At 75.5% G+C, this 19,744-nt stretch carries 18 protein-coding genes; 9 read left to right on the forward strand and 9 right to left on the reverse strand.

The features are described from left to right. Positions 1-118: 118 nt before the first annotated feature. Both ACTJIY_RS12080 and ACTJIY_RS12085 read right to left on the reverse strand, forming a co-directional pair. Positions 119-1,012: a hypothetical protein gene (locus ACTJIY_RS12080; protein WP_440674036.1), complete on the reverse strand. Its 894-nt coding sequence runs from the start codon at positions 1,010-1,012 to the stop codon at positions 119-121. After that, complete coding sequence (locus tag ACTJIY_RS12085; RefSeq protein WP_440674037.1) at positions 1,012-1,725, reverse strand: ABC transporter ATP-binding protein; 714 nt, start codon at positions 1,723-1,725, stop codon at positions 1,012-1,014. The genes ACTJIY_RS12080 and ACTJIY_RS12085 overlap by 1 nt, the downstream gene beginning before the upstream one ends. A 292-nt stretch (positions 1,726-2,017) precedes the next feature. Here ACTJIY_RS12085 and ACTJIY_RS12090 point away from each other — a divergent pair, with 292 nt between their 5' ends. Then, positions 2,018-2,821, forward strand: coding sequence for a peptidoglycan-binding protein (locus tag ACTJIY_RS12090; protein WP_440674038.1), 804 nt, complete (start codon positions 2,018-2,020; stop codon positions 2,819-2,821). A gap of 98 nt (positions 2,822-2,919) precedes the next feature. Then, entirely contained in the window at positions 2,920-3,597 is a 678-nt protein-coding gene (locus ACTJIY_RS12095) for a TetR/AcrR family transcriptional regulator (RefSeq protein WP_353707441.1), read from the forward strand. A gap of 23 nt (positions 3,598-3,620) precedes the next feature. On the opposite strand, the gene ACTJIY_RS12100 is transcribed toward ACTJIY_RS12095, so the two are convergent. Genes ACTJIY_RS12100 through ACTJIY_RS12120 form a run of 5 tightly spaced genes read right to left on the reverse strand, consistent with a single transcriptional unit; the run spans position 3,621 to position 8,293 of the window. Beyond that, positions 3,621-4,403 carry a septum formation family protein gene (locus ACTJIY_RS12100; protein ID WP_440674039.1) on the reverse strand — a complete coding sequence of 261 codons (783 nt, stop codon included), beginning with the start codon at positions 4,401-4,403 and terminating at the stop codon, positions 3,621-3,623. 2 nt (positions 4,404-4,405) lie between these two features. Then, positions 4,406-5,008: a DUF4190 domain-containing protein gene (locus tag ACTJIY_RS12105; protein WP_440674040.1), complete on the reverse strand. Its 603-nt coding sequence runs from the start codon at positions 5,006-5,008 to the stop codon at positions 4,406-4,408. A 34-nt stretch (positions 5,009-5,042) separates the two neighbouring features. Further along, a complete protein-coding gene (locus ACTJIY_RS12110; protein ID WP_440674041.1) occupies positions 5,043-5,828 on the reverse strand; it encodes an exodeoxyribonuclease III in 786 nt (261 codons plus the stop codon). A gap of 42 nt (positions 5,829-5,870) precedes the next feature. Then, positions 5,871-6,605: a response regulator gene (locus ACTJIY_RS12115; protein ID WP_440674042.1), complete on the reverse strand. Its 735-nt coding sequence runs from the start codon at positions 6,603-6,605 to the stop codon at positions 5,871-5,873. Continuing rightward, a complete protein-coding gene (locus tag ACTJIY_RS12120) occupies positions 6,602-8,293 on the reverse strand; it encodes an ATP-binding protein (RefSeq protein WP_440674043.1) in 1,692 nt (563 codons plus the stop codon). Before ACTJIY_RS12120 ends, ACTJIY_RS12115 begins: the two co-directional genes overlap by 4 nt. Before the next feature lie 183 nt (positions 8,294-8,476). Between ACTJIY_RS12120 and ACTJIY_RS12125 the strand changes: the two genes are divergently transcribed. The 7 genes from ACTJIY_RS12125 (at position 8,477) to ACTJIY_RS12155 (ending at position 18,247) form a co-directional block, all read left to right on the forward strand. Continuing rightward, complete coding sequence (locus ACTJIY_RS12125) at positions 8,477-9,535, forward strand: Bug family tripartite tricarboxylate transporter substrate binding protein (RefSeq protein ID WP_440674044.1); 1,059 nt, start codon at positions 8,477-8,479, stop codon at positions 9,533-9,535. Then, a complete protein-coding gene (locus ACTJIY_RS12130; protein WP_440674045.1) occupies positions 9,532-10,158 on the forward strand; it encodes a tripartite tricarboxylate transporter TctB family protein in 627 nt (208 codons plus the stop codon). Before ACTJIY_RS12125 ends, ACTJIY_RS12130 begins: the two co-directional genes overlap by 4 nt. Further along, positions 10,151-11,722, forward strand: coding sequence for a tripartite tricarboxylate transporter permease (locus ACTJIY_RS12135; protein WP_440674046.1), 1,572 nt, complete (start codon positions 10,151-10,153; stop codon positions 11,720-11,722). Before ACTJIY_RS12130 ends, ACTJIY_RS12135 begins: the two co-directional genes overlap by 8 nt. After that, the gene (locus tag ACTJIY_RS12140; protein WP_440674047.1) at positions 11,722-12,120 is read left to right on the forward strand and encodes a universal stress protein; all 399 of its coding nucleotides are present in this window, start codon (positions 11,722-11,724) and stop codon (positions 12,118-12,120) included. The genes ACTJIY_RS12135 and ACTJIY_RS12140 overlap by 1 nt, the downstream gene beginning before the upstream one ends. Before the next feature lie 59 nt (positions 12,121-12,179). After that, complete coding sequence (locus ACTJIY_RS12145) at positions 12,180-12,944, forward strand: SDR family NAD(P)-dependent oxidoreductase (protein WP_253052454.1); 765 nt, start codon at positions 12,180-12,182, stop codon at positions 12,942-12,944. A gap of 25 nt (positions 12,945-12,969) precedes the next feature. Continuing rightward, positions 12,970-13,545, forward strand: coding sequence for an orotate phosphoribosyltransferase (gene pyrE / locus ACTJIY_RS12150; protein ID WP_253052456.1), 576 nt, complete (start codon positions 12,970-12,972; stop codon positions 13,543-13,545). A 265-nt stretch (positions 13,546-13,810) separates the two neighbouring features. Next, positions 13,811-18,247 carry an HtaA domain-containing protein gene (locus tag ACTJIY_RS12155; protein ID WP_440674048.1) on the forward strand — a complete coding sequence of 1,479 codons (4,437 nt, stop codon included), beginning with the start codon at positions 13,811-13,813 and terminating at the stop codon, positions 18,245-18,247. On the opposite strand, the gene ACTJIY_RS12160 is transcribed toward ACTJIY_RS12155, so the two are convergent. Together ACTJIY_RS12160 and ACTJIY_RS12165 are read right to left on the reverse strand one after the other, a co-directional pair. Continuing rightward, positions 18,150-18,923 (reverse strand): HAD-IIA family hydrolase, encoded by a 774-nt coding sequence (locus ACTJIY_RS12160; protein WP_047233591.1) that lies wholly within the window; start codon positions 18,921-18,923, stop codon positions 18,150-18,152. The genes ACTJIY_RS12155 and ACTJIY_RS12160 overlap by 98 nt on opposite strands. 1 nt (position 18,924) lies before the next feature. Continuing rightward, positions 18,925-19,740, reverse strand: a complete 816-nt coding sequence (locus ACTJIY_RS12165) for a VTT domain-containing protein (RefSeq protein ID WP_374615324.1) — start codon at positions 19,738-19,740, stop codon at positions 18,925-18,927. Positions 19,741-19,744: the final 4 nt, after the last annotated feature.

Below are 19,744 nucleotides of genomic sequence, written 5' to 3' on the forward strand. Positions count from 1 at the left end.
CGCCAGATCTACAGGACCCTCAACACCACCGAACCCGCCACCACCCCAGCTTGACGAACATAGAAGGATCCGTGGTCCGCCTCTACCTCGCGGTACCGGGGCTCTCCCCCGGCGGGCGTCAGACCAGGTCGCGGCGCTGGAGGGTGAGGGCGCCGCTCCCGAGGAGTACGGCGACCCACGCGACGAGCCCGGCGAGCGCGGCGAGCGTCCCCAGCGGCGCGGCGCCGCCCAGGAGCGCCGCCCCGGACTGTCCGGTCGAGGCGAGCGCGCCCAGGCCGAGCGGGAGCCACTCCGCCGCGGCGGACTCGCCGCCCGACAGCAGCGTCACCGCGCCCCGGACGATCGGCTCGGCGAGCGCGAGCGCCGCGACGGTCACGACGGCGGCCACCTGGCCGCGCACGAGCGTCCCGATCCCGAGCCCGAACCAGGTGAGGAGCACGAGGACCGCAAGGCCGCGCGCCCACACGCCGAGGACCTCGCCGGGACCGAGCGCGAGGGACGCGCCCGGGGTCGTGACGATCGCGACGGTGAGGCCCAGGGCGCCCACGACGGCGAGCACCACGCCGACGCCGAGGGCGACGGTCGCGGTCGCGCCGGCCTTGGCCGCGAGGATGCGCAGCCGCGACGGCTGCACGAGCGCGGTCGGCACGATGCCGCCCGTGCGGAAGTCCGTGGTCACGGCGAGCACGCCGAGCAGCAGCATGCACATGGTCGCGACGCCGACCGACCCCGAGCCGTTGAGCCCGTTGCCGAGCAGGTCGAGCATGCCGCGCTGGAACGCCGGCTGGGCGGCGTCGGTGAGCGCGCCGAGGTCCGGTGCCAGGTCCTCGAGCATCTCGGGTGACGCCTGGAACCCGACGGTCGTGCCCCCGCCGAGCGCCTCGGTGCCCCGCAGGATCGTGGGCAGCAGGAGGGTGAAGGCCTGGACGACGAGCATCCCGGCGACGGCGACGGCGGCGACGACCCACGTCGCGCGGGTCGTGCGGAGCTTGAGCATCTCGGCGCGGTACATCAGCGCACCCCTTCGGTCGTGGCGGTCAGGTCGAGGTAGAAGTCCTCGAGGGACTCCCCGCTCAGCAGGTCGTCGAGGGGGCCGTCGGCGACGACGCGACCCTGCCCGACGACCACGAGGTCGTCCGCGACCTGCCGCACCTCGGACAGGACGTGGCTCGCGAGGAGCACGGTCCCGCCGTCGTCCGCGAAGCCGCGCACCAGGTCGCGCAGCCAGCGCATGCCCGCAGGGTCGAGCCCGTTGGCGGGCTCGTCGAGGACGAGCACCTCCGGGTCGCCGAGCAGCGCGGCGGCGATGCCGATGCGCTGCCGCATCCCGAGGGAGTAGGTGCGCACGCGCCGGTCGGCCGCGGGCGTCATGCCGACGAGCGCGAGCACCTCGTCGACCCGCCGGGCCGGGTTCTCGCCCGCGGCGGCGAGCACGCGCAGGTGGTCGCGGCCCGAGCGCCCGGGGTGGAGGCCGCCCGCGTCGAGCAGGGCGCCGACCGTGCGGGCCGGGTGGGTCAGGTCGGCGAACGCGCGGCCGTCGAACGTCGCGCTCCCGGCGGTGGCTGCGGCCAGCCCCAGGAGCACGTGGAGGGTCGTCGACTTCCCGGCGCCGTTCGGCCCGAGCAGCCCGACGACGCGGCCGGGCGCGGCCGTGAACGTCACGTCGTGCACGGCGTCGAACGCCCCGTAGGACTTGCGCAGCCCGGAGACGTGGATGGTGGTCATGCCGGTCCCTTCTCGTCGCGTCCCGCACGGTTCCCGCGCGGTGCCCCACCAGGCTGTCGCGCGGGGGGACGCCGGGTCTTGCGGCGCAGGGAGGAACCTGGGTTGCGACCTCCGTCGCAAGCGTCGTCGGCACGACGGGACCCGCGCCGACGGGCCCGGTGTCGCCGCAGGTGAGGGCGCCGGGCGTGACATCCGACCGGCGCATGGGGCAGGGTGGACGTTCACCCGACCGCTCTGGCGGGCAGCGCCACGCGTCGTCCGCCGGTCCCCGACCGCCCCGGAAGGAGGCGACGTGCGCCGACGTCACGACTCGTCCGCCACCCCCGAGGGGCGCAACGCCGCCTCGCCGACGCCCGTCGCGCACCGCGCGGCCACGCCGTGGGTCACGGTCGCGGCCGGTGCCGGTGCGGTGACGCTCGTCGTCGCGGTCGCCGGGATGGTGGGCGCGGCGACCGGCGGTGGCGAGGCCGTCGTCGTCGGCGCCTCGACCGACGGCGGCACCGCGGTCGAGGACGGCGTCCCGGCCGTCACGCCCCGCCCCGACGCGCCCCGCCCCGAGGTGACGCGCATCCCGCCGCCCGACCACGCGGACGAACCGGAGGAGGGCGGCGACCCGGCGGCGACGCCCGCGCCGCGACCGTCGTCCGGGGGGACGGGCACGCCCCCCTCGTCGGCCGACCCCGGGTCGGCGCCGACGTCGGAGCCCGCGGCCACCCCGGGCGCGGGCACGCCGGATCCCGCGCCGACGGCACCGACGGACGACGCCGCGTCCGTGACCTGGCTCCAGGAGCGGCTCCGCGTGCACGGCGCGGACGTCGAGGTCACGGGCACCATGGACGACGCGACCGGTGCGGCGCTGCGCGCGTTCCAGCAGGCGCACGGGCTGCCCGCGGACGGCGCCGTGACGGCCGCGACCGCCGAGGCGCTGGCCGCCGCACCTGCCGGCGGGGGCGAGGAGTCCACCGACCCGGGCGGCGCCGCCCCGACGGAGCCCGCGCCGCCGTCGCCCACCGACACGCCGTCGGCCACCGTGCCCGGCGCGACGGCCCCGAGCTCCGGCGGGCCGGCGGACCCGGCCCTCACGCCCGCGTCCTGAGCGCCGGCCGGCCGCGGGTGAACTCGCGGCGTGCGGGCCCCGGACCGCGCCGCGGTCGGTAGGGTTTTCCCTCGTCGGACGACGGACGGAGCAGGACCATGACGAGCGCGGCGATCGGCGCGGGTCAGGACCGCGGGGCACCCGGCCGCGCCGCGACCCCGGACCTCGGGCGCGGCTACGCGAAGGGCCGCGCCAAGCGCGAGGAGATCATCCAGGCCGCGGTCGTCCTCTTCGGCGAGGTCGGCTTCCACGCCGCCTCGCTGCGCGAGCTCGCGTCGCGCGTCGGCATGTCGCACCCCGGCCTGCTCCACCACTTCCCGACGAAGGTCGCGCTGCTCGAGGCGGTGCTCGACTACCGCGACACCGTCGACCAGGCGGACCTGGACGAGGACCTCGCGCGCGGGACGGACTACTTCGACGCGCTCGTGCGCCTGGTCGAGCGCAACGCCCTGCGGCGCCACATCGTCGAGCTGTTCACGGCGCTCGCGGCCGAGGCGACGTCCCCGGACCACCCGGCGCACGAGTACTTCGTCCGGCGGTACGAGTGGGCGGTCGCTCGGGCGGTCGAGCAGCTCTCCCGCCGGGCGAGCGCGGGCGGGCTGCGGGCCGGGGTCGACCCGCGCGCCGCGGCGCGGCAGATCGTCGCGCTCATGGACGGGCTCCAGGTCCAGTGGCTGCTGTCGCTCGACCGCCCCCGGGCCGAGCGCGTCGACATGGCGGCCGACCTGCGCGCCTACCTCCGGCTCATCCTCGCCGAGGACGTCTCCGCGCGCTGAGCCCGGTGGCCCCCGGTCGCGGCTCAGCCGAGCAGGTCGCCCGGCAGGGGGTCGGTGCCGGCGGCCAGGCACAGGCCGGTCCGGTCGCCGTCGCGCCACGACGCCTCGGTAGGCGACCACACGACGAGCTCGACGCCCTCGGGCGCGTCCGCCCCCAGCACGTCCGGCGTGCACACCCGCGCCACGCGCCGGTCCACGGCCTGCTGACCGGGCCACACCTCGTCCGCGCCGAGGTCGGTCCGCGCGACGACCTGGGCCCGGTGCTCGTCCGCGCAGGGCACGGCCCGCACCTGCGTCACCTCGCCGTCGGGCGGGAGCTCGTCGAGGCAGGTCCCGAGCACGAGCTGGACCGCGTTGACCGTCTGCGGGGTGGAGACGTCGCCCGCGAGCGGCACGCGCGCCTGCTCGCCCTGCCACCAGGCGAGCGCGCCCGCGGTCCACGCGAGCGTGACGACGGCACCGACCACCATGCCGGCGACCGCGAGACCGCGCCCGCGCGTCCTCCGGGACCGCACGCGGGAGAGGCCCGCGGCACCGAGCCCGATCCCGACGGGGCCGAGCACCAGGCCCGCCGGCACGCTCGCGACGGCCAGCGGCTCGACGCGCGGCGCGGCCGGCTGCCACCCGGGCGCGTAGTACGTCTCCGGCGCGAACCCCGGTCCGGCCTGCCCGGCCGGGGCGGCCGGGGGTGGCACCGCGGTGCCCGGAGGCGCCGGGACACCCGCGGGCGGCGGCGGCACCGGGGCGGTGGGTCGGGGCGGGACGGCCGGCCCGCCGGGCGGGGCGAAGAGGTCGTCGTCGGCCACGGCTACGAGTCGCTCAGGGTCGCGGCGAGCACGATGAGCATCGCGAACGCCGTGCAGACGGCGCCCACCACGATGCCGGTGACGGCGAACCCGCGCCCGCGCGTCCCGTCCCGCATCACCTGGTTGAGGGCGACGATCCCGAGCACGAGGCCGACGATCCCGGGGAAGCCGGCGCAGACGACGAGGCTCGCGATCGAGACGATCATCGACGCCAGTGCCAGCCCGTTCGTCCGCGGCGGCGGCGTGTACGCGGACCCGTACGGGGGCGGGTACGCGCCGTAGCCGGAGCTGCCCGCGTAGCCCGCCGGGTCCGACGGCGCGCGGCCCGCGCCCGGGGCCGACCCGTAGGCAGGTCCCGCGCCGGGGCCGTAGGGCGAGGCGGGCCCGGCCGGAGCGGCGGGCGAGCCGTAGGGGGCGCCCGCCCCAGGTGCGCCCGGGTACGCGCCGCCCGCCCCGGACGGTGCGACGAAGCCGCCCTTCTCGGGTGCCGGGGCGTCCGCCGGCGGGTTGTACGGGGTGAGCGGCGGCTGGTGCGGGCGCGGTGCGGCGTACGGGTCGACCGGCTCGTCGGGAGACCCGTACGGCGGGACGGGGGGCGTGGTCATGGACACACCGTAGCGACGCGCGCGAGGCGGTCGCTCAGTCCGCCAGGTCGAGGACGACCGGCACGTGGTCGGACGCGCCCTTGCCCTTGCGCTCGTCGCGGTCGATCGCGACGCCGGTCACGCGGGCGCGCGCGGCGGGGGAGAGGTACGCGAAGTCGATCCGCATGCCCTCGTTCCGCGGGAACCGCAGCCGCTGGTAGTCCCAGTAGGTGTACGTGTGCTCGCCGGGGATCGCCTCGCGCGTGACCTCGGTGTACCCGGCCGCGCCGAACGCCGCGAACGCGTCGCGCTCCGCCGGCGTCACGTGCGTCTTCCCCGCGAAGTACGCGACGTCCCACACGTCGGTGTCCAGCGGCGCGACGTTCCAGTCGCCGACGAGCGCGACCCGCGCGGTCGGGTCGTCCGCGAGCCAGCCCGCCGCCTGCGCGCGGAGCTCGTCGAGCCAGCGCAGCTTGTACGCGTAGTGCGGGTCCCCGACCTCGCGGCCGTGCGGGACGTACAGGCTCCACACGCGCACGCCGCCGCACGTCGCGCCGAGCGCGCGCGCCTCGACCTGCTCGCCGAACGCGGGCTGGCCCGGGAAGGAGGTCGCGACGTCGTCCAGGCCGACGCGCGAGACGACCGCGACGCCGTTCCACTGGTTCACGCCCACGTGCGCGACCTCGTACCCCGCCGCCTCGAACGGCACGACGGGGAACTGCGCGTCGGCGCACTTGGTCTCCTGGAGCGCGAGGACGTCGGTCCCCGTCCGCTCGAGGAACGCGATCGCCCGGTCGACCCGGGCGCGGACGGAGTTGATGTTCCAGGTCGCGAGGCGCACGGGCCCCACGGTACGGCCTCGGACGGTCGAGCAGGCTCTCGGTCAGGCCGGGCGGTAGCCGTTCTCCGGGCGGCCGGCGGCGCCGTAGCGCGGCGCGACCTCGGCACGGCCGGAGGCGACGAGGTGCTCGAGGTAGCGGCGCGCGCTCACGCGCGACATGCCGGTGCGTGCGGCCACCTCGCCCGCCGACGCGTCGCCGGCCTCGGCGCTCACCGCCGCGAGCGCCTCGACGACGAGGCGCAGGCTCCGCTCCGACAGGCCCTTGGGCATGCTCCCGGAGCCGGGCGCGCCGCGTCGCACGAGCCGGTCGACCGCGTCCTGGTCGAGCTCGTCGCCCGCGGCCCGCAGCTCGGCGCGCAGCCGGACGACCTCGTCGAGCCGACCGCGCAGCGCGGCGGCCGTGAAGGGCTTGACGAGGTAGTGCTGCACGCCGCCCGCCATCGCCTGCCGGACGTTCTCGAGCTCGCGCGCGGCGGTCGTCGCGACGACGTCCACGGGGGGCGACGGCCGCCGTCGGATCTGGCGCAGCACGTGCAGGCCGGTCGCGTCGGGCAGGTAGATGTCGAGGAGCACCACGTCGGGGTCGAGCACGGCGAAGGCGCGCAGCGCCTCGGCGGCCGTCCGGGCCTCGCCCACGACGACGAAGCGGGGGTGCGACTCGACGAAGCCGCGGTGCAGCCGGGCGATCGTCGGGTCGTCCTCCACGACGAGGACGCGCAGGCGGTCGTCCGCGGTCGGCGTCCCCGCCGCCACGGCGGTGCGTGTCGCCGGGATCACGACGTCACCCCGAGCCCCGGCGACGCGGCGGCGCGGGCGGGCGGCCCGTCCGTGGCCGTCGCGGGGAGGACCACGACGACGCGTGCACCGCCGAGGGTCGACGTCGTGAGGTCGACCGTCCCGCCGCGCCGTGCGGCCACGCGGCGGACCAGCGCGAGCCCGATGCCGCGGCCGTGCGGCCCCGCCTTCGTCGTGTACCCGGCGGCGAAGACGTCGGACCGGGCGCCCGGCGGGACGCCCGGACCGTCGTCCTCCACCACGACGACCACGCCGTCCCGCGTCGGCGCCGGGCCCTCGGTGTCGCGGTCCGTGACGAGCACCCGGACGTGACCGCCCGGCCCGGCGGCGTCGACCGCGTTGTCCACGAGGTTGCCGACCACGGTGAGGACGTCCCCGTGCAGCACGGCGCCGTCCGTGCCGTCCGGCGCGGCGAGGTGGGCGGCGGGCGAGACCTCGAGCCGTGAGCCGCGCTCGCGCGTCGTCGTCGCCTTGACGAGCAGCAGCGCGGCGACCTCGGGGGAGTGGACGCCGGGCGCGACGCCCGACGCCGTGAGCAGCCCGCCGTGGCCGGCACGCTCGATGAACGCGACCGCCTCGTCCGGCTGCCCCAGCTCGAGCAGGCCGGAGACGACGTGGAGCTTGTTCGCGAACTCGTGCGACTGCGCGCGGAGGGCGTCGGTCAGCCCGCGCGCCCCGTCGAGGTCGCGCAGGAGCGCGTGCAGCTCGGTGTGGTCGCGCAGGAGGAGCACGGTGCCGACCGGCCGCCCGTCGACGCGCGCACGGTCGGCGCGGGCGAGCAGGACGCGCTCGCCCGCGAGCACGAGCGCCCCGCCCTCGTCGGCCTCCGGCCCCGGGCCGCCCGGCTCCGCGGTGCCGTCCGGCACGAGCGCGAGGAGCTGGTGGTCCAGGACGTCGTGCGCGGGCTGCCCGACGACCTCCGCGGTGGCACCGAGCCCGAGCAGGCGCTGGGCCTCGTCGTTGACGAGCACCACCCGGCCCTCGCGGTCGATCGCGACGACGCCCTCGGAGATGCCGTGGAGCATCGCGTCCCGGGTCTCGAGCAGCGCGCCGATCTCCTCCGGCTCCAGGCGGAAGATCCGGCGCCGCACGGCGCGCGTCACGAGGGCGGCGCACACGACCCCGAGCGCCGCCGCGGCGCTGAGGGCGGCGAGCAGCCACCCGAGGTCGTCGGCGAGGTCGTCCGCGAGGTGGGACTCGAGGATGCCGACGCTCGCCGTCCCGATGACCTCGCCGTCGGCGTCGAACACCGGGACCTTCACGCGCCACGACTCGCCGAGCGTCCCGGTCTGGGTGCCCGTCCAGACCTCCCCGGAGAGCGGGACGGACGGGTCCGTCGACACGCGCTGCCCGATGCGGTCGGGCTCCGGGTGCGAGTAGCGCACGCCCGCGTCGTCGGTGACGACGACGTACGTGACGTCGGACGCCTCGCGGATGACCTCGGCGATGGGCTGGATCGTGGCGGCCGGGTCGTCGTCGTCGAACGCGTCGATGATCGCGGGCAGGCGTGCGACGGAGAGCGCGACGGCCGTCATGCGGTCGAGGTAGGCGTCGCGGAGCTGGCGCTGCTGCAGCGTCGAGGCGACGCCGCCGGCCGCGGACACGACCAGGAGCACGATGGCGACCTGCAGCACGAGGAGCTGCACACGGAGCGACACTGCCCGACCCACCGCACCAGTGTGCCCCAGGCGGCAGGCCGCTCCGCCACGCGCCGTGACCACAACGACCGCAACGTCCGGATCGACCACAACGTCCAGTACGACCGCAGCCCCCGGCGGGCCGGGCGCCGCTCCTACGCTCCCCGGACCAGGTCGTGAGGCCCGCGCCGGTGCGGGCCCGCTCAAGGAGGAGACATGCGATCCGTCGTCCGCCCGCTCCCCGGGCACCCCGTCCGTCCGCGCTCCGCGCTCTCCGTCTCGGCCCTCGCGGTCGGTCTGGGTCTCACGCTCGCCGCGTGCTCGGGGCTCGAGCCGAGCACCCCGCAGGGCGGGGGGTCGGCCGAGGCGGTGTCCGTCGACGAGCTGGCGATCATCGTGCCGGCCGACCCCGGCGGCGGCTGGGACCAGACCGGCCGCGCGATGCAGCAGAACCTGCAGGAGACCGGTCTCGTCGGCACGGCGACCGTCACCAACGTGGGCGGCGCGGGCGGCACCGTCGGGCTCGCGTCGCTCGCCACCACGTCCGAGCCCCACACCCTCATGGTCATGGGCCTCGTGATGGTCGGCGCGGTCGAGACGAACGAGTCGCAGGCCCGCCTCGAGGACACGACACCCATCGCGCGCCTCACGGAGGAGCAGCTGGTCGTCGTCGTCCCCGCCGAGTCCCCGTACCAGACGCTCGAGGACCTCGTCGCGGACGTCGTCGCGAACGGGAAGGACGTGTCGATCACGGGCGGTTCCGCGGGCGGCGCCGACCACATCTTCGCGGGCATGCTCCTGCAGGCCGCGGGCGTCGCCCCCGCGGACGTCGCGACGAAGCTCAACTACGTCCCGTACTCGGGCGGTGGCGAGTCGCTGGCGGCGCTACTCGGCAACAAGGTCAGCGCCGGGATCTCGGGCGTCGCCGAGTACGCCGAGCAGATCAACGCCGGCGAGGTGCGTGCGCTGGCCGTCTCGGGCGGCGGGCGGACCACGACGCTCCCTGACACCCCGACCGCGATCGAGGCGGGCTACGACGTCCACCTGACGAACTGGCGCGGCGTGGTGGCGCCGGGCGACCTGAGCGCCGCCGACCGGGAAGCGCTGGAGACCGTGGTCGAGGAGATGGCCACCTCGGAGGAGTGGCAGCTCACGCTCGAGGAGAAGGGGTGGGACGACGCGTTCCTCCTCGGCTCCGAGTTCGAGTCGTACCTCGGCGAGAACATCGCGGACATCCAGAAGACCCTCGTCGACATCGGGCTGGTCGCCCCGTGAGTGCCGACGCCCCCGAACCGGTCGACGTCGTCCCCCGCCCCGGGGCGACGTCGGCTCCGGTCGCCGACGACCACGTCGGCGCCCCGGCCGCCGGGGCACCCGCGGACGACACCCCCGCCGCGGGGCCCCGGCGGCGTCCCGGTGAGCTCGTCGTCGCCGGGACCACCGCAGCCCTCGGGGTCTTCGTGCTCGTCGACGCCGGGTCGATCGTCGTGCCCGGGTCGACGAACACGCTCGGGCCGCGCGCCTTCCCGTACCTGGTCGGGGGGATGCTCCTCGTCACCGGCCTCGTGCTGCTCGTGGCCGTCTGGCGCGGCCGCCTCGGCGACCCCGAGGAGGGGGAGGACGTCGACCCCGACGCCCGCACCGACTGGACGACGGTCGGGCTGCTCGGCGCCCTCCTGCTCGCGCACGTCTACACCATCAACCTGCTCGGCTGGCCCGTCGCGGCGACGGTCCTCTTCGCCGGGGGCGCGATCGTCCTCGGGGCGCGCCCCTGGTGGCGCGCCGTCGTGCTCGGCGTGGTCCTGGCCTTCGTGATCCAGGTGGTGTTCGGCGGCCTGCTCGGCCTGTCCCTCCCTCCCGGACCGCTCCTGGAGGGGGTGACCTGGCTCCGTGGATAACTTCTCCGCGCTGATGGACGGGTTCGCGACCGTCGTCCAGCCCGTCTACCTGCTCTACGCGCTGTTCGGCGTGTTCGTCGGGACGGCGGTCGGCGTGCTGCCGGGCATCGGGCCGGCCATGACCATCGCGCTGCTCCTGCCGCTCACGTACTCGCTCGACGCCACCGCCGCGATCATCGTGTTCGCGGGCATCTACTACGGCGGCATGTACGGCGGGTCGACGACGTCGATCCTGCTCAACACGCCCGGCGAGTCCGCGTCCATCGTCACGGCTCTCGAGGGCAACCGGATGGCGAAGCTCGGGCGGGGCGCGGCGGCGCTCGCGACGGCCGCCATCGGCTCGTTCGTCGCGGGCACGATCGCGACGGTGGCGCTGACGTTCGTCGCGCCGTACGTGGCACGGTGGGCCGTGCAGCTCGGCGAGCCCGACTACTTCGCCCTCATGGTCGTCGCGTTCGTGACGGTCGGGGCGCTGCTCGGCTCGTCGGTGCCGCGCGGCATGGCGTCCCTGTCGCTGGGTCTGTTCCTCGGTCTCATGGGGACGGACACCCTCACGGGTCAGCAGCGGTTCACGTTCGGCGTGCCGACGCTCGCCGACGGGATCGACGTCGTCATCGTGGCGGTCGGGCTGTTCGCCGTGGGGGAGGCGCTGTACGTCGGCTCGCGCCTGCGCCACGGTCCGGTGCACGTCATCCCGGTGGCGAAGGGGTGGCGCTCGTGGATGCGGCGCGAGGACTGGCGGCGCTCCTGGAAGCCGTGGCTGCGCGGCACGGCGATCGGGTTCCCGGTGGGCACGATCCCGGCCGGCGGGGCGGACGTCGCGACGTTCCTGTCCTACGCCGCCGAGCGCAAGGCCGCCGGGAAGCACAAGGACGAGTTCGGCAAGGGCGCGATCGAGGGCGTCGCCGGGCCGGAGGCGGCGAACAACGCCGCCTCGACCGGCGTCCTCGTCCCGCTCCTCACCCTCGGGCTGCCGACGACGGCGACCGCGGCGATCATCGTCGTCGCCTTCCAGTCGTACGGCATCCAGCCCGGCCCGCTGCTGTTCGAGAACCAGTCGGCGCTCGTGTGGGCGCTCGTGGCGAGCCTGTACGTCGGCAACCTCATGCTCGTGGTGCTCAACCTGCCGCTCGTCGGCATGTGGGTGAAGGTGCTCCAGATCCCGCGCAACTACCTGTACGCGGGCATCCTCCTGTTCGGCGCGCTGGGCTCGTACGCGCTGAACTTCTCGCCGGTGGACGTCCTCGTCCTGCTCGTGGTCGGGGCGATCGGCTTCTTCATGCGCCGCTACGGCTACCCCGTCGCCCCCATGGTCGTGGGCATGATCCTCGGCCCCATGGCCGAGGACCGTCTGCGGCGCTCGCTCGCGATCAGCCAGGGCGACCTCACGACCCTCGTGACCAGCCCGTTCGCGGCCACCGCGTACGCGCTCGTCGGCCTCGTCGTGCTCGCCGGGCTGTGGCTGCGCCGGCGGGAGCGCCGCGCCGGCCCCGGCTCCGGCACGGAGCTCGCCGACCTCGCGGAGGACGTCCGCGCGGAGGCCCAGGACCAGGAGGTGCGCTGATGACCGTCGTCCTCGCCTACGCGCCCGGAGAGCTCGGGACCGCCGCGACCCGGGCCGCGGGCCGCGCGGCCCTGCTCCTCGGGACCGACGTCGTCGTCGTGAACACGACGCGCGGCGACCGCCTCGTCGACCCACGGTGGGCCGACCACGACCAGCTCGTCGAGGTCGGCACCCTCCTCGAGGGAGCGGGCATCGAGCACACGGTGCGGCACCTGCAGTCGTCCGCGCTCCCGGCGGAGGTCGTGCTCGGGGTCGCGAAGGAGGTGCAGGCGGACCTCGTGGTCGTCGGGGTCCGTCACCGCACCCCGGTCGGCAAGCTCGTCCTCGGCTCGACCGCCCAGCAGATCCTGCTCGGGGCGACCTGCCCGGTGCTCGCGGTCAAGCCGCCCGCGCGGTGAGCCGCGGCCCCACCCCCGCCTGCGGGCGTCCCGGTCCCGGGCGCCCGTAGGCTGTGGCCATGGCGACAGCACTCATCACCGGCGCGAGCGCCGGCCTGGGCCTCGAGTTCGCGTGGCAGCTCGCCACGGCGCGGCACGACCTCGTGCTCGTCGCGCGCGACGAGGCGCGCCTCGAGGAGGTCGCCGGACAGATCCGGGCCGCTGCGGGCGTGCGGGTCCAGGTCCTCCCGGCAGACCTCTCCGTGCCCGACGACGTCGCGCGCGTGGCCGAGCGCCTCGCCTCGCCCGGCGGCCCGGACGAGCGCCCGGTCGGGCTGCTCGTGAACAACGCGGGCTTCGCGACCCAGCAGCACTTCGTGGACGGCGACCTCGACGTCGAGCTCCGTGCGCTCGACGTCATGGTGCGGGCCGTCCTGGTCCTGTCCCACGCGGCCGCCGGTCAGATGACCGCGCGGGGCCGGGGCGCGATCCTCAACGTCGCGTCCGTCGCGGCGCTCACCGCGGGCGGCACCTACGCCGCCGCGAAGGCGTGGGTGCGCTCGTTCACGGAGGGGCTCGCCGTCGAGCTGCACGGCACCGGCGTCACCGCGACCGTGCTGTGCCCGGGCTTCACCCACACGGAGTTCCACGACCGCGCCGGGATCGACAAGTCCGTCCTGCCCGACCTCGCGTGGCTCGACGCCGACCGCGTGGTCTCCGCGGCGCTCGCGGACGTGCGGCGCGGCGTCGTCATCTCGACCCCGTCGGTGCGCTACCGCGTCGCGTCGGCCGCCCTGCGGGCGATGCCGCGCTCGGCCGTCCGGGCGATCGGCAAGTACCGGTAGACCGGGAGCCGACTACGCTGGCGGCGTGACCAGTGATCTCTCCTCGACGCCCCGCGAGCAGCTGCTCGACCTCATCCGCGAGCTCGCCGTCGTGCACGGCCGGGTGACGCTCTCCTCGGGCAAGGAGGCGGACTACTACGTCGACCTGCGGCGCGTGACGCTGCACCACCGCGCGGCGCCGCTCATCGGGCACCAGCTCCTCGACCTCCTCGAGGAGCGCGGGCTCGGGACGGCCGAGGTCGACGCGGTGGGCGGGCTGACGCTGGGGGCGGACCCGATCGCGACCGCGCTCCTGCACGCCGCGGCCTCGCGCGGGCAGGACCTCGACGCGTTCGTCGTGCGCAAGGCCGCGAAGGCCCACGGCATGCAGCGGCAGATCGAGGGTCCCGACGTCGCCGGCCGCAAGGTCGTCGTGGTCGAGGACACCACGACGACGGGCGGGTCCCCGATCACCGCGATCGAGGCCGTGCGCGCCGCCGGGGGCGAGGTCGTCGGGGTGGCGACGATCGTCGACCGCGCGACGGGCGCGGGCGAGAAGATCGAGGCGCTCGGCGTGCCGTACCACTTCCTGTTCAGCCTGGAGGACCTCGGCCTCGCCTGAGCCCGGACGGTCCCCGGCGCAGCGCCGCCGCCTGCCCGACGACGCCCCGTGGCCGAGCCGCGGGGCGTCGTCGTGCGGGTCAGGCGTGCGGTCAGGTGTGCGGAGCGACGCGCCACGAGGCGTGCGTCACATCGAGATAGGTCAGGCTTACCTTGCTTTGGTGAGGCGAGCCTTATATGGTCCGTCACGACGGAGCGTCAGCACGCTCCGCGTCGTCGGTCCCGCTCCCCGCCGGGACCTCGCCCGGACCAGCACGGGAGACCTTGTGCGCACTTCCTCGTCGAGACGCGTCCGCCGCGGCCTCGCCTCCTTCCTCGCCGCGGCCCTCGCCGCCGGCCTCACCGTCGCCGGCGCGTCCGCCCCGGCCCAGGCCGCGCCGGCCGAGATCCGGGGCGGCTCGGCCACCTGGAACTTCAAGGACTCCTGGACGGGTTACGTCGGCGGCGCGGGCACCATCACGCCCGCGCTCGTGGGCGGGAAGTCCGTCTACCCCTCCGCGTCCGGGAGCGTCGACCCGGAGACCGCCGTCGGCACCGTCCGCCTCGGCGGCTCCGTCCGCTACTCCGCGCACGGCGGCACGCTCGACCTGACGATCTCCGACCTCCGGCTCGCCGTCACGGGCCCGACGTCGGGCGTGCTCACCGCGGACTTCACGTCGGCGGGCACCGTGTCGGACGACGTGGTCGTCGCGGAGGTCACCGTCGGCACCGCACGCGCGGGGGACACGGTCGTCCTCACCGCGAACGGCACCTTCGCCGCCGGCATCGCGGCGGTGGACCCCCAGTTCGGCGGCTACGTCGACGAGCCGATCTCGACGCTCACCGCGACCCTCGACGTCCCGGCGCCGGTCGCCCCGGCGACCGCGACGTCGACGGCGCTCGCCGTCGCACCGTCCGGCGCGTCCGTCGCGGGCGCCCCGGTGACGCTCACCGCGACCGTCGCGCCCGCCGCCGCGGGCACGGTCGAGTTCCGCGACGGCGGCGCCGTGCTCGGCGCCGCGCCGGTGACCGACGGCGTCGCGCGCCTCGAGACGTCGGCCCTCGCCACGGGTGCGCACGAGCTGAGCGCGGCGTTCACGCCCGCCGACCCGGCGGCGTTCGTGGCGTCCGCCTCCGGCGCCGTCGCGCACACGGTGACGGAGCCCGCGACCGAGCCCGAGCCGGAGCCGGTCGCCGACCCGGTGGTGACCGTCTCGCCGTCGGCCCCGGTGGACCCGGCCGTGGAGAACACGTTCACGGTCTCCGGCACCGGCTTCGTCGGTGCGGGCGCCGCGAACGGCGCCTACGTGCTCCTCGGGGACGCCTCGATCTGGGACGGCAGCGGACCGCTCGTCGCGAGCGGCTGGCTCGCCCAGGGCTGGGTCATGCCGCAGCAGGTGCGCGACGGCGCGTTCACCACGACCCTCACCGTCCCGGCGGGCACGCTGGACCCGGCCACGGAGTACGTGGTCGCGACGTCCGCCGCCCACGCGCTCTCCGCGACCGACCGCAGCCTCGACACGTTCACGCCGGTCGCGGTGCAGGGCGCCACGACCCCGGAACCCGGCTGGGAGCCGTCGATCGAGCTGTTCGCCGCCGACGGCACCACCCCGCTCGGCGACACCCCGGTCCGTCCGGACGACACGATCGTCGTCAAGGGCTCGGGCTTCGACCCGGAGGCGAACGTCGCCCCCGAGGGCAACCGCCCGCCGATCTCCGGGGGCATCCCGGCGGGCACCTACGTGGTGTTCGGCAAGTTCGCGCCGCAGTGGCGGCCGTCCCAGGGCGTGGCGTCGTCCGCGCGCAAGGCCGGGTCGCAGCAGTGGGCGCTCGCGTCCGCGGCCCTCGACCAGGTCGACCCGCGCTACCAGGGCGCGATCCGCGCCCAGTGGGCAGAGCTCTCCGAGGACGGCACGTTCACGGCCGAGCTCGTCGCGAGCGAGCTCGAGCTCGACGGCGGCCGCTACGGCGTCTACACCTACGCCGCCGGCGGCACCGTCAACGCCGCCCAGGAGCTCTACGCGCCCGTCGCGTTCACGACCGAGCCCGCCGCTCCCGTGTGGGAGCCGGAGATCGCGGTCCTCGCCGAGGACGGCGTGACGCCGCTCGGTGACACGGCGGTCTCGGTGGGCGACACGATCGTGGTCCGCGGCTCGGGCTTCGACCCCGCGGCGAACGTGGGTGGCCGCGGCGTCCCGATCCCGGCGAACCTGCCGCAGGGCACGTACGTCGTGTTCGGGAGCTTCGCCGAGCAGTGGCGCCCGTCCGAGGGCGCGGCGTCGTCCGCGCGCAAGGTCGGGTCGCAGGTGTGGGCCCTCGCCGAGCCGGTGCTCGACCAGGTCCCCGCCCAGTACCAGTCGGTGGTCCGCGCGCAGTGGACGGACATCGCCGCGGACGGCACGTTCGAGGCGCGGCTCGTGGTGAAGAGCCCGGGGCTGCTCGACGGCGGCCGGTACGGCGTCTACACCTACGGCGCCGGCGGCGTGAGCAACGCGGACCAGGAGCTCTTCGCTCCCGTCGCGTTCGACGCCCCCGCGTCGCTCACGCTGACACCCGCCACGACGACGGTCGCGGCCGGAGGCAGCGTCCGGCTCACCGTGGGCGGCCTCGTCGAGGGCGACGACGTCAAGGGCGTGACGTTCGGCGGCAAGGCCGCGACCTTCTCGCGCGACGGCACCGCGATCCTGCTCACCGTCCCGGCCGACGCCGCCGCGGGGCCCGTCCCCGTCGTCGTGACCTCCGAGCTCGGGGTGACCGGCAGCACGACGCTCACCGTCACGGCCCCGGCTCCGGGGGCTCGACCGACCACGACGACCCTCGCCTCCTCGGCGACCTCGGTCGTCGAGGGGACGGCGGTGACGTTCACGGCGACCGTCACCCCGAAGGCGGCCGGCACGGTCCGGTTCACCGCCGGGGACACGGCCCTCGGCACGGCGACGGTCGTCGACGGCGCCGCGTCGTACCGGGCGACCGGTCTCGCGGCCGGGTCGCACGCCGTGACGGCGACGTTCGTCCCGGCGGACAGCACCGCGTTCGTCGGTTCGACCTCGTCGCCGGTCACGGTGACGGTGACGGCGAAGCCGTCGGTCCCGACGACGGCAGGCGCTCTGACCTGGGGCGTCAAGGAGTCGTTCCGCAGCTACATCCAGGGCCCGGTCGCGGGCGGTGGCGCGACGGCGACGAACGGCGCGAGCGTCGTCGACGGCGTCTTCCGCTTCGGCCAGGCCGACGGTGGCACGTGGACCGCCGCGAGCGGCCGCGGGACCGTCGCGTACGCCGGGACGGTCCGCTTCACCGGACACGCGGGGGCGCTCGACCTCACCCTGGCGAACCCGGTCGTCGAGGTCACCGGCCCGGGCGCTGGCCGCCTGCTCGTCGACGCCCGCTCCACGGGCCTCGACGGCTCGACGTTCGACCGCAAGGGTGTCGCGGTCGCGACCCTCGCGCTCGGCGCGCCGACGACGAGCGCGGACGGGTCCGTGACGTACACGGACGCCGCGGCGACGCTCACCGCGGACGGCTCGCTCGCGTTCGTCGGCTTCTACCCGGCCGGGACCGCGCTCGACCCGGTGACGTTCACGGTCGGCGCGACGGCGACCGGACCCGGGGGCGGCGGCACGATCGGCACCCCGGGCGACGGGTCGACGGGCGGCTCGGTGGACCGGACGAAGGCGACGCTCTCGGCGTACCAGGCCGCCCCGGGCGACGAGGTCACCATCAGCGGCGTCGGGTTCGGCACGAACGAGGCGGGGATCCGCACGGAGATCCGCTCGACGCCGCGCACGCTCGCGACGGGCGTCACGGCGAACGCCGGCGGCGCCGCGACCTCTACGGTGACGATCCCCCAGGACGTCGCCCCGGGCGAGCACACGCTGCTGCTGGTCGGCGCGAACCACACGGCGTCCGCGCCCATCACGATCGTCGGCACCGGGACCACCGGCACCGGGACGGGCGGCGCGGCGGAGCAGTGCTTCGCGCAGGGCGTCAACGGCGCGACGCTCTCGTGGGGCGTGAGCGACCGGTTCCGCGCGTACGTGACGGGCCCGATCGCGAAGGGCTCGGTCTCGACGAGCGGCGTGCAGGACTCCGGCTCGGCGTTCACGTGGAGCGGCGGCAAGGGCTCGTTCAACACGGACCTGGGCAAGGGGCGCGCGAGCTTCGGCGGCTCGGTGTCGTTCTCCGGGCACGAGGGCATCCTCGACCTGCAGATCAGCAACCCGCGCGTCGTCGTGAACGGCTCGTCGGGCACGCTCGTGGTGGACGTCCGGAGCAGCGACATGGAGGGCACCAAGAGCTCGTCGAACGGCGTCGCGTTCGCGAGCCTGGACCTGTCGGGCAAGAAGTCGACGTCGGGCTCCACGATCACGTGGAGCGGCGCTCCCGCGACCCTCACGGCCGCCGGGGCGAAGGCCTTCGCCGGGTTCTACGAGGCCGGCACGGCGCTGTCGCCCGTGACGTTCGGCTTCCCGATCGGCGGCGACGTGGAGTGCGACGCGTACTCGGGCGCGCTCGCCTCGACCGGGACGGACGCGGGCAGCCTCGCGCTCCTCGCCGGGACCCTGCTGCTCACGGGCGGGGCGATCCTGGCCGTGCGGCGCCGTCGTGCGTGCGGGGGGAGCGGGGGCGTCAGACCAGGTCGACGAGGTCCGCGACGGAGTCGACGACCTTGCTCGGGCGGAACGGGAACCGGTCGACGTCGGACATCTTCGTGGAGCCCGTCATGACGAGGTACGTGTACAGCCCGGCCTCGATGCCCGCGACGACGTCCGTGTCCATCCGGTCGCCGATCATCGCCGTCTTCTCCGAGTGCGCGTCGATGCGGTTGAGCGCCGAGCGGAACATCATCGGGTTCGGCTTGCCGACGAAGTACGGCTTGCGGCCCGTCGCGGCCGTGATCATCGCCGCGACCGCGCCCGTCGCGGGCAGCGGGCCCTCCTGGGACGGGCCGGTCGTGTCCGGGTTGGTGCAGATGAAGCGCGAGCCGCCGAGGATGAGGCGGATCGCCTTGGTGATCGCCTCGAACGAGTACGTGCGCGTCTCGCCCAGCACCACGTAGTCCGGGTCGGACTCGGTGAGCGTGTAGCCCGCCTCGTAGAGCGCCGTCGTCAGCCCCGCCTCGCCGACCGCGTACGCGCTGCCGCTCGGGATCTGGTCGCTGAGGAACTGGGCGGTGGCCAGCGCCGACGTCCAGATCGACTCCTCGGGCACGTCGATGCCCGACGTCGCGAGGCGCGCGCGCAGGTCGCGCGCCGTGAAGATCGAGTTGTTCGTGAGGATGAGGAACGGGCGGCCCTTGTCGCGCAGCGCCCGCACGAACTCCGGCGCGCCGGGGATCGCGTGCCCCTCGTGGACGAGCACGCCGTCCATGTCCGTCAGCCAGCTCGTGATCTCTCGTGTCATCTCAGGCGTCCTTCCCGTCCTTCTCGCCCTGCCCGACGGCGGTCGTGCCCTCGGTGACGGCCGGATCGCCGTCGGTGCCCGCCGCGTCGGCCGCGACCTGCGCCTCGAGCGCCGCGGCGCGCTTCTCGGCGCGGCGCCCGCGCCAGACCTCCACGATCATCGGGACCACCGAGAGGAACACGATGAGCAGGACGAGCGCCTCGATGTTGTCCTTGACGAACGTGATGTTCCCCAGCAGGTAGCCGAGCCACGTGAGGCCCACGGCCCACAGCAGCGCACCGAGCGCGTTGAACCCCACGAAGTGCCGGTAGTGCATCTTGCCGACGCCCGCGGCGACCGGCGCGTACGTGCGCACGATGGGCACGAAGCGGGCGATGACGATCGTCCGGCCGCCGTACTTCTCGAAGTAGGCGTTGGTCTGGTCGATGTACTTGCGCTTGAAGAACCGCGAGTCCGGGCGGTCGAACACCTTGGGCCCGACGGTGCGTCCGATGAGGTACGCCGTCTGGTCGCCGAGGAACGCCGCGGCGAAGAGCAGCGCGAGCAGCACGGGCAGGCTGATCTGCAGCGAGTCCTGCGCGACGAGCGCGCCCGCGGTGAAGAGCAGCGAGTCGCCCGGCAGGATCGGGAACAGCAGGCCCGTCTCGATGAAGATCACGACCACGATGCCGACGAGCGCGGCGTCCCCGAAGCGCTCGATGAGCGTCATCGGGTCCATCCAGTCCGGGCCGAGGGCGGCGACGGGTCCGGCGGCGCCGAGGCCCGCGGCGTGCGCGGCCCCGGGCAGGGCGGAGGCGAGCTCGGCGAGGGTGTTCACGGGT

The sequence above is a fragment of the Cellulosimicrobium sp. 22598 genome (assembly GCF_052044445.1).
Lineage (GTDB): Bacteria > Actinomycetota > Actinomycetes > Actinomycetales > Cellulomonadaceae > Cellulosimicrobium > Cellulosimicrobium cellulans_G.